The organism is Helicobacter cinaedi PAGU611, from assembly GCF_000284635.1.
In the GTDB taxonomy this organism is placed as follows: Bacteria; Campylobacterota; Campylobacteria; order Campylobacterales; family Helicobacteraceae; genus Helicobacter_C; species Helicobacter_C cinaedi.
Genome location: NC_017761.1, coordinates 33504 through 45543, shown reverse-complemented (window position 1 = coordinate 45543; position 12040 = coordinate 33504). Strand labels below are relative to the sequence as shown.

The following is a 12040-nucleotide window of genomic DNA, read 5'->3' as shown; positions in this document are numbered from 1 at the left end:
AAGGATTTATAATGAAGCCTTCAACTTCTCACTGCATTACTCAAAAAAACTGCTTTAATATCGCACTTATCCTTAGTTTCTTGTTTAGTGGGAGCTTTGCTGATTCTCTTAATACCTTAGAATCTAACGCAACTCGCCCTGACAATGAGACAAGAAAAGTGAATCTTGGACGATCTGTCGTTACCGCTTCGGGCTATGAGCAGGATATGAAAACCGCTCCAGCGTCCATCTCCATAATCCCCAAAGAAGAGATCTTAACCCGCCCCATTCGCGATATAGGTGATGCGGTGCAAGATGTCCCGGGCGTGTATGTGGAGCAGGACAAAACAGGGCAAAACTCAATCTCTATGCGTGGGCTTAGCTCGACATACACGCTTATCCTTATTGATGGCAAACGCCAAAATACCACGCGTGGCTTTGTGCAAAATGGGCTTGGGAATCAAACTTCCTTTATGCCGCCACCTTCAATGATAGAAAGGATTGAAGTTATTCGTGGTCCTGCCTCCACAATTTATGGTTCTGATGCTATGGGGGGGGTTATCAATATTATCACTAAAAAGCATACAAATACATTCACAAGCGGAATCCAAATGGAAACAAAGCTTTTTGAGCCAAATAGTGAATGGGGGAATGTCTATGGCACAAATGCCTATATGAATATCCCTCTTCTCAAAGATAAGCTCTCGCTGAATCTCCGTGGCTCTGCAAGATACAATGATGCAAATGAATTTTTAAAGCCCTCGTGGGTAAGCCCAAGTCAAAATAGCAATCCTTATGCGGCACACTCCTCCACAGGCTCTCGCAATTTTAGCGGTGGCTTTAGGCTCAACTACACGCCAACAAGTAGCGATTATATCTATCTAGATTCCGAAGTCTATAATGGACGGCTTGGAACGCTCAATACCTCTAGCAGTAGCATTACTTCCATACAAGAGCTTTTTAAGGTTAATTCCGTGCTTAGCCACGATGGAAACTATGAGTGGGGGAAACTCTCTAGCTATGTGCAGCACTCTTACAATCTCATTGCCCCACACGCAAATGTTGGCATTGGAGCGGATAAAGGGGATTATATCAAATATGCAAACAAACGCACCTCCCAAAATGCTATCTTCCAAAGCACTTATACAAATGACTTTGATTTAAACAATTATGGGGCGATTATTTTTAATGGTGGGGTGTATTATCAATTTGAGAATCTTATAGGCACAATCTCTAGCAAACACAGAAATATGCACCAAAATCAAGCTGCTATCTTTGCTGAAGGGGAATATCTCATAAGTGAGAGCATAAGCACCACACTTGGCTTACGCTATAATTACAGCGATCGCTTCGCCACCGTGCCAAATCCTAGATTCTATGTAAATTATAATCCCACAGATTGGCTGACATTCAAAGCAGGTGTGGCAAATGGTATGCTTATCCCTACACTTTTGCAAACCACTGATGGTGTTATTACCACAAGCACTAGCAGCGGTAGCTCTACAACAGAATCTTATGGGAATCCAAACCTAAAGCCCGAGCAAAGCTGGAACTACGAGCTTAGTGCGATTGTAGATACAGATCCAGCGATGTTTATTCTTACAGGCTATTACACAGATTTTAATAATCAAATTGAAACATTACAAGGCATAACAGGTAACGCACAAATCCCCGGGACAAACCAAATCTGCCCCGGTTCTAGCACCTGCTCCACTTATCGCAATGTAGAAAAAAGTCTTGTAAGCGGAGCAGAACTAAGTGCAAAGATTAAGCCTATTGGTGGATTTTCCCTTGATGCAGGATATGGCTACACCTACACAAAAGCTCTAAGTGGCTCGGGCAAAGGAGAGCCGATAAATTCTATCCCGCGACACAGCTTTACTATTACCCCAAAATATCAATATGGTAATTTTGATATGTATGTGCGATGGAGTGGGAAATACAAAACGCCCACACCTTATGCAGGATCTAATGCACGAACAAATGTGCGAGAGATTGTAGGGCAGTATTACAAAGACTATCAGCTTGTAGATGTTGCAGCAAGCTACAAAATCGGCAAACACTATGCCCTAACTCTAGCGGTTAATAATCTCTTTGATGTGTATTTTATGGATTATGCAAGTTATACTACAAATGGTGGCAGTGGTGGGCAGGGCAGCACCACAAACGCACAAAACAAATACCAAAGAATCTTGCCAAGCCGAAACTATTGGATAAGCTTTAGAGCGGACTTCTAGGCTTTGGAGGATAGAATCTAAGCACAATACACTTCACATTTAACTCACAATCTTTAGATAGGATTGTGAGAATTTATATCATTACTTAAGGACTTTCACATTATGAAACTTCATCGTAAATTTTGGATGCAAATGCACCTTTACTTGAGCTTGTTTTTTCTCCCAGCAGCGTTGATATATGCGATAACGGGTGTGCTTTATATCTTTGAAATTCGTCAAAATTCCGGTGCGACTATCATTGATATTCCACTAGATTCTATGCCACAAAAGGGGCAGGAAGAGGAGTTTATCATAACCATTCTTACAAAGAACAATCTCCAAATCCCCAAAGACACGCAGGTGCGTATGATGAAAGGTAATCTCTCAATGGGGAATATCAAATACAGCGTAAGCTTAAGCAAAGATAAAGAGGGCAAACCTATGCTCCGCACGATAGATAGGGGATTATATGGAATCTTAATGCTTATGCACAAAAGCAGTGGAAGCAAACACGAAATAGCTGGATTCAAACTCTCATATTTTGACTTCATCGCCATTGGCTTTGGACTTTCAATGCTTCTCTTTTATCTATCAGGGCTTATTATTACTTCATTTTGTAAGGGCAAACGCAAAATTGCTTTTAGTGTTTTGGGTGGAGGCTTTATTCTCACAGCCTTAGCGGTGTATGGGAGCATTTAGGGTTTGATACTTAGATTCCAATATACCTTGTCTGTCTTTTTGAAATAAGATAATATGACAAGGCGTATCAATGACACAACCTTATGGTAGCAAAAAGGCGTATTCATAGACTTTTACTTCTATCTTTTTGGCTAAGTTTTTTAGGGCGTAGTTGAGTATGCCTAGCTTTTCTTTGTAGGTTTCATCATCGGCTCTTTGGGGTGGATTCATTTTGCCCTTATCATTAAAGCCTTGAAAGTGGGCTTTAATGTCATAGAGTGCGGCGTTTGCGTTATAGTCTTTAGAATCTTTTGCTTGTCCGTGGTAGTGCTTAAAAAGCTCTTTTCCTGCTTGTAGCACTTCTTTTGCTTCATCGCCAAATTCAAGTGGCTTTGTGGGGATAAAAGTGGATTCTAGCTCATCGTTAAAGAGGCTTGTTTGCAAGGGCTTAGATTTTACTTTGTCATATTGAATCTTTTTTCTCTTGTCATTTTGAGCCGTAGGCGAAAAGTCTCTTTTAGAATCTATAACTTGAGATACTTCGCTCCGCTCAGTATGACAAGGGGCAGAGTCGGTATGGCGATGAGATAAGTTGTCATTTTCTAAAGAAACTTCGTTTTGAGCGTTAGCGAAAAATCTAGAATCTTGCTTGATTTTACCTTGTAGAAAGTCTTGCATAAAGTGCGAGTCAAAGGCTTCGGCTGCGTTTAACTCTAATTCAGTAAAGGGGATAAAGTGGTTTATGCCCTCTTTGCAAGTGATTTTGTTTTGTCCGTGAAAAAGCATAAAGACAAGGCAGTTGCTATGAAACTCTGTGTCCTTTTCCCATTTTTTATTTGGGGCTAGAAATTGATCTCTATCATTTATCCAAGTGGCTTTAATGCAATGGCGGACGGAGAAATAAATGCTTGTTGGGATAAGATTATTTGGTGTGATTTTAAATTTTGAAATGCCTTTTGCGTTACCTACCCCTTTAATAGAATCCCAAAAGTTAATGTTGCAAAAGTTATTATGCTGAAAATCTGTTCCAATACAACAAATCGCACATAGTTCCTTGTTGTTTGTGTCTATAAAGTTTTTTAACCATTGATTTAGATTCTGCTGTTTTGAATGTGTTGTATAGAATCGCTTTTTCCCTAAACTCGCCCCGTTTTCATCAAAAATATCTAAGATTATGCTGCTTTTCATTTAACGCCTTTTAGCATATCGCTTAGAATCTGTGCTAACTCATCTTTGCTTAGCTTATCACTTGCTACGCTAACGATAACATCTTCTAACTTTTGGTAGAAATCAGTAGGGAGAGAATCTGGACGGTTTAGCTTGATAAAGGCTTTTGCTATGTAAAGTGCGGTGCGTTTATTGCCATCTGCAAAGGGGTGGAACTTCACACAGGCAAACATTAAATGGGTAAGCTTATCTATAAAGCTTGGGTAATAATCATCATTTTGGATTTGTGTCAGTGCAGAATCTAAAAGGGCGATTTGCTTAGGATTTGCCCCACTTAGTCCGCCTATTTCATTGATAATATCATCGTGCATTATTTGCACTTCTTGTAAGCTTAAATATCTCATTTATCTTTAAGCCTTTCAAACACGGCTTTATTTTCTGGCTTTTTTAAATCCTGTAACATAGCTTCGCGTAATTGCTGGAAGTCATCGGTTTTTGTCTGCTCTATGCTTAGATGTGCTTGTGTCTTATCCGCTAGGGCTTTAAAGTCATCTAAAAACTCTTGCTTGACATTTTCTAATATCAAAGTCATTTTCTACTCCTTTTATCAAATCAAAACACTTCGCTATGGCTACCAATACGCATTGCCACTAGTTCTAAAAAGTTATCATTGTAACGATAAATCAGCACTAAATCAGGACGGATATGGCAGTCCCTACAATTTGCATACTCTCCTTTAAGTGCGTGGTCTTTGTATTTTGGCTCTAGGCTCTCACCATTAGCAAGGCGTGTGAGAATCTCTAGCGTATGCTCTTGGTCTTTTGGGCTTAACTTTTTAAAGTCTTTTTTAAAAGCTTTTGTATAAGTGATTGTGTATTTCACGATAGAAGCTCCGCTTTTAGCTCCTCTATGCTGTCAAAAGATTTTAGCGTGCCTTTCTTGCGTTTTTTCCCAATCTCTTTAAGCGATTTTTTTAGCTTTTTTGCTGCCTTTTTGCTTGGCGTGTAGTCGTGGGCTTTACAAATAGGGCATTCATCTTGCACTTCTATTTGCAAGTCTTTATTTAATCCTTGCAAAGATTCTATAACACGCAAGATGCTTGTATCTACATTTTCTAGTATCAAAGTCATTTTTTACTCCTTTTTTGCTTGAATTTTAGCAAAAATTCTTATGTTTTATTCTTTTTGGCTTAAATCCCATACTAAAAAGCCTATGGGGAAATTGCCCTTGACATTATCAAAGGTGTAAGCTGGAGCAATAAAGCCTTTTAGAAACTTTGCTTGAAAGCTCTCTCTAAACCTTATGAAATTACTAGAATTGACATATTTAAGCGTTGAAAAGGCAGCTAGGTGGCAGTGTGGAATCTCATTGTAGATTCTTATAAAAAATTGCGCGAAAAGTTCCCTAACAGACTTATTATAATCTTTCATATATCGCTGAGAAATTAAAGTTTGATTGCTAACATTTGTTTTGTTTTCATTGTTGAAACTAGTAGTTGTTCTGGTGCTTGCCGCTTCCGCATAGGGAGGATTGATAAAGATGATAAGCTTTTTGCGTTTTTCATCATTTTTTAGAATCTCTTGTAATTTTGGGGGAAGTTTAGACTTTTTACAATCTTCGCAGTTTGGATTTACAAAGCCTTTAAAATAATCATCTTTAGAAGCCGCACTTTTGGGCGTTTGGCTAGATACTAGCTCACGCTCAGTATGACAAAGTGGGGGGGGGGGGGGGTGGAATCAGTATGAGAAGAGGTGGCGTGTTTCTCACAAGGCTTGTCAAAAAACTCATCGTTTAAAAAGTCAAATTGAAAAATATGCTTTGGCAGTAGGTGCAGGGCATTTTTGCTTGATAATTCTTGCATAATCTCTACATCAGCCCTATCTAAGGTAGAAGCATAGAGCCTGTGAGATTCTGTAAGGTTTGTAAGCAGATTGCCTGTCCCTGCGGCACAATCCCATATATAATACTCGCTTTGATAGTTTTCACCTAAGGCTTTTGCTAGGTAGCTTTGGGCTTTGCTAACCCAAATTTGCGGGGTGAAAAATGCTCCCTTTCTCTCCCTGATATCGCTAGGGACTAGCAAATCTCGCCTATCTATAATGTAGCTCCAATACTCTTCTTTTGGTGGGCGTTCATAGAGATTCCAAAAGGCTGTGTGGGCTTTTTGATTATCATTAAAACTTGCGGTATCTTTTTGCTGTGTCCCCATAAATGTGGTGGTTTTATTAAACTCATAATGCGTTTGTTTTAGCACGACAAAAAGTTTATCTAATAGGCTTTGATTTTCAGCACTTAATAAATCCGCTAGGTAGAAATCTGCGTCTAAAATCCCTGCGTTTTTAGCGAGATTCCAATCAATGCCAATGCTTGGGGCTACGCTTAAAAGCCATTTTTGATAAATGGTGGTGAAGTTGTTTTTGGTTATGGGGATTTTGGCGATGTTTTCATTATTTAGCGTGAAGTTTAGGCGTATGAAAGATTGCAATTCTTTATAGTCGCTTTTGAAGTTAAATTGTAGCTTTTTAGATTCTAAAAGTTCTTTTGTTTTGGTGTAGAGTGTTTTAAACTCTTTTGTGTCGTGCTTACTTGGGGTTACATTCCAATTAAAGTCATTTTGTGTAAAGATAGAATCTAGCTCGTGGTAGGGGATAAAGGCGATTTTCTCGCAATCGTAAGCCCCTAAGAAAAGGGGCGGGAGGTTGTTTTCATAGGTTTTTTCCTTGCCTATGGTTAGGATTAGCTGGATAAAAGATTCTATAATATCTGCCCTATTGCCTTTTTTGGCTTCTGCCCACAGGAAGTTTATAGGCTGAAAAAGTGTCTTTGCGTTATAACTTATGCAAAAGTCAATGCGTCCTAGAATCTGCGTAGAATCTAGATGTTTTAAAAGGGCTTTTTGCTCTTTGTCTAGATTTATATTTTCACTCTGTGGGTTTGGGCTGAAAAAATCGGTGGCGACTTTGTGCTTTAGCTCTTCTTCGGGGAGGTTTAGGGGATACATTTTACTCGCCTTTTGTGATTAAAGTTTGTATTGTAGCAAAATCGTTACTTTTACGATTTTAGAGTGTGTATTATAGCAGATTCTAAACTTGCAATATCCTACTTAAGCTTAGATATTCCTATCGCCATATATACTCGTCTTTTCTTAACTCAAAATATGCCATTTTGTCCTTGCGGCTAGAATCTAAAACAATGGCTTGTCCATCTCCTGCGGTATAGGTAGATTCATCGCCTTTAGGATACTTGGGGCGATATTATTTAATCCACCATTAGCGATATGTGTAACTCCATTAATCATTCCAAAGCACCATACCTGCCCGATTGTGTGATTTGTCAGCATATTGCCATTATCATCTTTCATCTCTTCGCAATTGCCGTGATCGCTTGTGATAAATAACGCATAGTCATTTGCCTTAGCAGATTCTATAATCCTGCCAAGCTCATAATCCACCGCTTCAACAGCCCTAATCGCCGCTTCAAAATTGCCCGTATGCCCTACCATATCGCCATTAGCAAAATTCACAACAATAAAATCATAGCCCTTTTCCATCGCCCCTAGCACACATTGCCCCACTTCATTCGCACTCATCTCCGGTTGCAAGTCATAGGTCTTCACATTAGGTGAAGGCACAAGGCAACGCTCTTCATTGGGATAGGGCTCTTCCCGCCCACCATTAAAGAAAAATGTAACATGTGCGTATTTTTCTGTTTCAGCGGTGTGAAACTGCCTTAAACCATTTGTGGCAATGACTTCTGCAAGGGTATTTTGCACCTTTTGCTTGGGAAAAAGTATGGGATAGGGAAATGTCGCGTCATATTCTGTCATCGTGGCGATAGATAGTGGGATAAACTCCCGCTCAAACTCACTAAATTGTGGATTGCCTAAAGATTCTACAATCTCTCTTGCCCTATCAGAGCGGAAATTCACAAAGATAAAAGCCTCTCCTGCCTCCATACCCTTATATCCGCCAAAACTCGCCGGGATAATAAACTCATCAAAAATCCCTTCATTATATTGATTCTTAACATACTCTTGCGGAGAAATGGAGCTAGGATTCCTGCCTTGTGCTATGCTTTGATGGGCTTGTTGCACTCGCTCCCACCGCTTATCCCTATCCATAGCATAAAATCGCCCTGAAATACTTGCGATACTTACTTTTTCATTACACAGCTTTTCTATCTCGCTTAAATACCCTAACGCACTCTGTGGCAGGACATCTCGCCCATCAGTGATAAGATGAAGCTTGATAGTTTTGCCTTGAATGGATAAAATCTCTATCAAAGCCTTAAAATGCGAGATATGTGAATGCACCCCACCATCACTTAACAACCCACATAAATGCACTACGCTAGAATCTGCCACCGCTTGAAGCAACGCAGGATTTTGAGCCAACTCACCGCTTGTAATGGCATTTGCAATCCTAACTAAATCTTGATACAAAATCCGCCCCGAGCCAATACACATATGCCCCACTTCCGAGTTTCCCATTTGCCCTTCCGGCAGCCCCACACTCAAGCCAAATGTATCAATCATACCATAAGGCACATTTTCAAATAAATAATCATAGTTTGGCTTTTTAGCGTGATAAAAAGCGTTGTGTGTTGTTTTATGGCTATAACCTATCCCATCAGTAATCACAAGAATCGCTTTCATTGTCTTTCCTTTAATATTTGATTGAAATTAACTAATTGTAGCTAAAATCAAAAATCTTTCACCAACCAAATCAAATTCCCTAGCTTTATGTGAGATTCACATAACTACCAAAGGATTCAAATATGCTCTATTGGCTTTACCAACATTTTGGGATTAATATTTTCTCCTACATTACTTTCCGTGCGGGAATGGCATTTTTTCTCGCCTTTGGAAGTGCTGTGCTGCTTATGCCTTGTTTCATCAAGTGGGCAAAGGCAAAAAAGGCTAATCAACCCATATCCACTTATGTAGCCGCACACGAAGGTAAGAAAAACACCCCCACAATGGGCGGAATTGTCTTTATTGTAAGTATGCTCTTTGCCTCTTTACTCTGTGCAAATCTTTTTAATCCCTATGTGTTGCTTGGGCTATTTTGTATTGTGAGCTTTGCACTCATTGGAGCTAGAGATGACTATATGAAAATATCAGCAAAAAGTAATGCGGGAATGAGTGCTAAGATGAAGTTCTTTTTACTCTTTGTTGTGGCACTGCTTGTTACTTCTGCTCTTTTATATATCGGGCATAATACAAATCTTTATGTGCCATTTATGAAATATCCGCTTTTTGATTTAGGTGCGTTTAAAATCACTGGAATCCCTGTCCTTGCATTGGGATTTTGGATACTTGTATTTTTAGCCACAAGCAATGCGGTCAATATCACCGATGGACTTGATGGCTTGGCTACTGTGCCTAGCATTTGTGCGTTATTTTCACTCTCCATTTTTGTATATGTGGCTGGACACGCAGGATTTTCTGGCTATCTTTTATGGCCCAAAGTCGTGGATAGTGGGGAATTAGCTATTTTATCAGTAGCCCTAATTGGTGCGCTTTTTGGATTCTTGTGGTATAACTGCCACCCGGCTCAAGTCTTTATGGGAGATAGTGGAAGCCTTAGCCTTGGGGCATTCATCGCATTTATGGCAATTATTTCAAGTAATGAGATTCTGCTCTTACTCATTGGCATTATTTTTGTGATTGAAGCATTATCGGTGATTTTACAAGTGGGGAGCTATAAATATAGAAAGAAAAGAATCTTTGCTATGGCACCTATTCATCATCACTTTGAAGTGCGGGGCTGGGCGGAAAATAAAATTATTGTGCGATTTTGGATTATTGCGATTTTAGCAAATCTCATCGCCATTCTTAGCCTTAAAATCCGCTAAAAATCTAAGAATCTATAAGGAACATCTATGCGTATCAGTATTTTTGGCTATGGGGTTACCACTACGCCACTTGTGAGCTTCCTTAATAATCAAGGACATAAGCTTAATATTTATGATGACAAGTTTGAAACTATAAGCACAGATGGCTTTGGCAATGCCCTGCTCCCTTCAAATGCCTTTGAACCAGAATCTAGTGATATTGAGATTCTAAGTCCGGGCATTCCGCCCTATCATCAGCTCGTGCAAAGGGCACAAAATCTTATAAGTGAGTATGATTACTTTGACACGCTTTTAAAAAAGGAAGCAAATCCGCCTTTAAGCATTTGGATAAGTGGCACAAATGGTAAAACGACCACCACTGAAATGACAACTTTGCTTTTAGAGCCTTATCACGCACAAAGCGGAGGGAATATCGGCACACCCTTAGCCCTTTTGTATCAAAACAAAGCCACAAAAATATGGGTGCTTGAGACAAGCTCATTTACCCTGCACTACACACACAAAGCCTATCCTAGAATCTACGCCCTTTTGCCTGTGAAAGAAGATCATATCACTTGGCACGGCAGTTTTGAAAACTACATTAGCGATAAGCTTAGTCCGCTTACAATTATGGATAATTTAACTCACGCCATTATCCCCGCACAATTTGTTAATCATAAGATAGTAGCCCAATACAAAGGCAATCTTATCACTTATGAATCTAGCCTTGATCTCGCCCAAAAATGCTCTATCGCCCTGCAAGATATTGTCTTTAAAGAGCCTTTTTTGCTTGATAGCGTGATTGCTTTAAGCATTGCTAAACTTGCTTGTGGAGCTGATGATATTAAGCGGCTCAATAGCTTTAGCATAGGCAAACACAGGATTGAAGAGTTTTATGATAAGCATAATCGCCTATGGGTTGATGATAGCAAAGGCACAAATGTAGATGCTACGATTCAGGCTATCAAACGCTATGCTAACACTCACCTTATGCTTATCTTAGGCGGTGATGATAAAGGGGCAAATCTCACGCCTCTTTTTGAATCTATGCAGGGAGCGGATATTGAGATTTTTAGCATTGGGGCAAATGAAGAGCGTTTAGCTACTTTGGCAAAGCAGTATGGTATCCCCCTTACAAAATGTGAAAATCTCACAAACGCTATGAGTAAAATCCATACCAAACGCGCACCAGACACTAAAGATGCCTCTAAAGATGTCGTTTTGCTATCCCCCGCTGCGGCAAGTTTGGATCAATTTAGCTCCTATAAAGAGAGGGGCGAACTCTTTGTCTCACTTGCCCTAAAAAATGAGTAAGATTAACACTAAAAAAACCCTTTAATAATCAGCCTTATAGATATAATAAAGCATAGGCAAATCACCACAGGGCGGATAATCGCTCCGTGTTTTATGGCAAGTTTCGCTCCCAAAGTCGCTCCTATCATCTGCCCCACACACATTAATATACCTAGAATCCACAGCACATTCCCACCTATGATAAAAAGCAAAGTAGAAGAGAGATTGCCACTAAAAACAAGAACGCGAGAGTGTGCTAGGGCTTTACTCAAGCCGTAACCTGCTATACTAACAAATATCATCAGCACAAAAGAGCCTATCCCCACACCCAAAAGCCCACCATACACACTTGCCACTGCACAGGACATATAGAGCAAAAATGGACACGGGGATTTTGCCCTATCCTTATCACTTAGCTTTGGTGAAAACAAAAAATACATTCCTACAAGAATCATCACAAAAGGCAGGATTTTAGATAGAATCTCAAGCGATACAAACTGCACAGCAAAAGCCCCCAAGCCAGAAAATATCACCGCTATGGCAATGCAAATGCGACTTTGCCCCAAATCCACCAAACCACCCTTATAATAATGAGCCGCTCCGGTGAATGAACCCACACAGGCTTGAAGCTTATTTGTCGCTAGGGCTTGAAGCGGATTTAATCCACTCAACAAAAGCAAGGGCATAGTTATCATTCCAGCCCCACCAGAGAGTGAGCCTACAAGCCCACCAAAGATAGAAGCTACAAATAGCACAATATACCAAAATGCTCCTATATCATTAAACATACTATCAAACATTTTGCCACCTGATTTTGCTTTTGATTTGACTTTTCTAGCCATAGCCTTGCTAAATCATAAAATTTTTTCCAA

The 12040-nt window shown here is 39.8% G+C and carries 11 protein-coding genes and 1 pseudogene; 4 read left to right on the top strand and 8 right to left on the bottom strand.

What is annotated here, in order from left to right; all coding sequences use genetic code 11:
* The first annotated feature begins 11 nt into the window (after window positions 1-11).
* Together HCN_RS00230 and HCN_RS00225 are read left to right on the top strand one after the other, a co-directional pair.
* On the top strand, window positions 12-2216 hold the full coding sequence (locus HCN_RS00230) for a TonB-dependent receptor domain-containing protein (RefSeq protein WP_014666187.1): 2205 nt from the start codon (window positions 12-14) through the stop codon (window positions 2214-2216).
* 102 nt (window positions 2217-2318) lie between these two features.
* Window positions 2319-2894 (top strand): hypothetical protein, encoded by a 576-nt coding sequence (locus HCN_RS00225; RefSeq protein WP_014666186.1) that lies wholly within the window; start codon window positions 2319-2321, stop codon window positions 2892-2894.
* 81 nt (window positions 2895-2975) lie between these two features.
* Here HCN_RS00225 and HCN_RS00220 read toward each other — a convergent pair whose 3' ends face one another.
* The 7 genes and pseudogenes from HCN_RS00220 to gpmI form a co-directional block, all read right to left on the bottom strand.
* A complete protein-coding gene (locus HCN_RS00220) occupies window positions 2976-4061 on the bottom strand; it encodes a hypothetical protein (RefSeq protein ID WP_014666185.1) in 1086 nt (361 codons plus the stop codon).
* Entirely contained in the window at window positions 4058-4444 is a 387-nt protein-coding gene (locus tag HCN_RS00215; protein WP_014666184.1) for a type II toxin-antitoxin system death-on-curing family toxin, read from the bottom strand. The genes HCN_RS00220 and HCN_RS00215 overlap by 4 nt, the downstream gene beginning before the upstream one ends.
* Window positions 4441-4632 carry a hypothetical protein gene (locus HCN_RS00210; protein WP_014666183.1) on the bottom strand — a complete coding sequence of 64 codons (192 nt, stop codon included), beginning with the start codon at window positions 4630-4632 and terminating at the stop codon, window positions 4441-4443. Before HCN_RS00210 ends, HCN_RS00215 begins: the two co-directional genes overlap by 4 nt.
* Window positions 4633-4652: 20 nt before the next feature.
* On the bottom strand, window positions 4653-4922 hold the full coding sequence (locus HCN_RS00205) for a type II toxin-antitoxin system YafQ family toxin (RefSeq protein ID WP_014666182.1): 270 nt from the start codon (window positions 4920-4922) through the stop codon (window positions 4653-4655).
* Window positions 4919-5170 carry a hypothetical protein gene (locus HCN_RS00200; protein WP_014666181.1) on the bottom strand — a complete coding sequence of 84 codons (252 nt, stop codon included), beginning with the start codon at window positions 5168-5170 and terminating at the stop codon, window positions 4919-4921. The genes HCN_RS00205 and HCN_RS00200 overlap by 4 nt, the downstream gene beginning before the upstream one ends.
* Window positions 5171-5215: 45 nt before the next feature.
* A pseudogene (locus HCN_RS00190) lies at window positions 5216-7041 on the bottom strand (hypothetical protein).
* 183 nt (window positions 7042-7224) lie between these two features.
* Window positions 7225-8694, bottom strand: coding sequence for a 2,3-bisphosphoglycerate-independent phosphoglycerate mutase (gene gpmI / locus HCN_RS00185; protein WP_002956107.1), 1470 nt, complete (start codon window positions 8692-8694; stop codon window positions 7225-7227).
* Window positions 8695-8816: 122 nt separating this feature from the next.
* Here gpmI and mraY point away from each other — a divergent pair, with 122 nt between their 5' ends.
* A complete protein-coding gene (mraY, locus tag HCN_RS00180) occupies window positions 8817-9896 on the top strand; it encodes a phospho-N-acetylmuramoyl-pentapeptide-transferase (RefSeq protein WP_002956106.1) in 1080 nt (359 codons plus the stop codon).
* Between the two features lie 27 nt (window positions 9897-9923).
* A complete protein-coding gene (gene murD / locus HCN_RS00175) occupies window positions 9924-11189 on the top strand; it encodes a UDP-N-acetylmuramoyl-L-alanine--D-glutamate ligase (RefSeq protein WP_002956105.1) in 1266 nt (421 codons plus the stop codon).
* Window positions 11190-11197: 8 nt separating this feature from the next.
* Here the strand turns inward: murD and HCN_RS00170 are convergent, their stop codons facing one another.
* Window positions 11198-12010: a TSUP family transporter gene (locus HCN_RS00170; RefSeq protein ID WP_230197851.1), complete on the bottom strand. Its 813-nt coding sequence runs from the start codon at window positions 12008-12010 to the stop codon at window positions 11198-11200.
* Window positions 12011-12040 lie beyond the last annotated feature (30 nt).

Excerpts from the sequence above, each read along its gene's own strand:
- HCN_RS00225 (WP_014666186.1), top strand. The coding sequence starts at position 2,319 with ATGAAACTTCATCGTAAATTTTGGATGCAAATGCACCTTTACTTGAGC.
- HCN_RS00170 (WP_230197851.1), bottom strand. The coding sequence starts at position 12,010 with ATGGCTAGAAAAGTCAAATCAAAAGCAAAATCAGGTGGCAAAATGTTT.
- HCN_RS00215 (WP_014666184.1), bottom strand. The coding sequence starts at position 4,444 with ATGAGATATTTAAGCTTACAAGAAGTGCAAATAATGCACGATGATATT.
- HCN_RS00220 (WP_014666185.1), bottom strand. The coding sequence starts at position 4,061 with ATGAAAAGCAGCATAATCTTAGATATTTTTGATGAAAACGGGGCGAGT.
- murD (WP_002956105.1), top strand. The coding sequence starts at position 9,924 with ATGCGTATCAGTATTTTTGGCTATGGGGTTACCACTACGCCACTTGTG.
- mraY (WP_002956106.1), top strand. The coding sequence starts at position 8,817 with ATGCTCTATTGGCTTTACCAACATTTTGGGATTAATATTTTCTCCTAC.
- HCN_RS00200 (WP_014666181.1), bottom strand. The coding sequence starts at position 5,170 with ATGACTTTGATACTAGAAAATGTAGATACAAGCATCTTGCGTGTTATA.
- HCN_RS00210 (WP_014666183.1), bottom strand. The coding sequence starts at position 4,632 with ATGACTTTGATATTAGAAAATGTCAAGCAAGAGTTTTTAGATGACTTT.
- gpmI (WP_002956107.1), bottom strand. The coding sequence starts at position 8,694 with ATGAAAGCGATTCTTGTGATTACTGATGGGATAGGTTATAGCCATAAA.
- HCN_RS00230 (WP_014666187.1), top strand. The coding sequence starts at position 12 with ATGAAGCCTTCAACTTCTCACTGCATTACTCAAAAAAACTGCTTTAAT.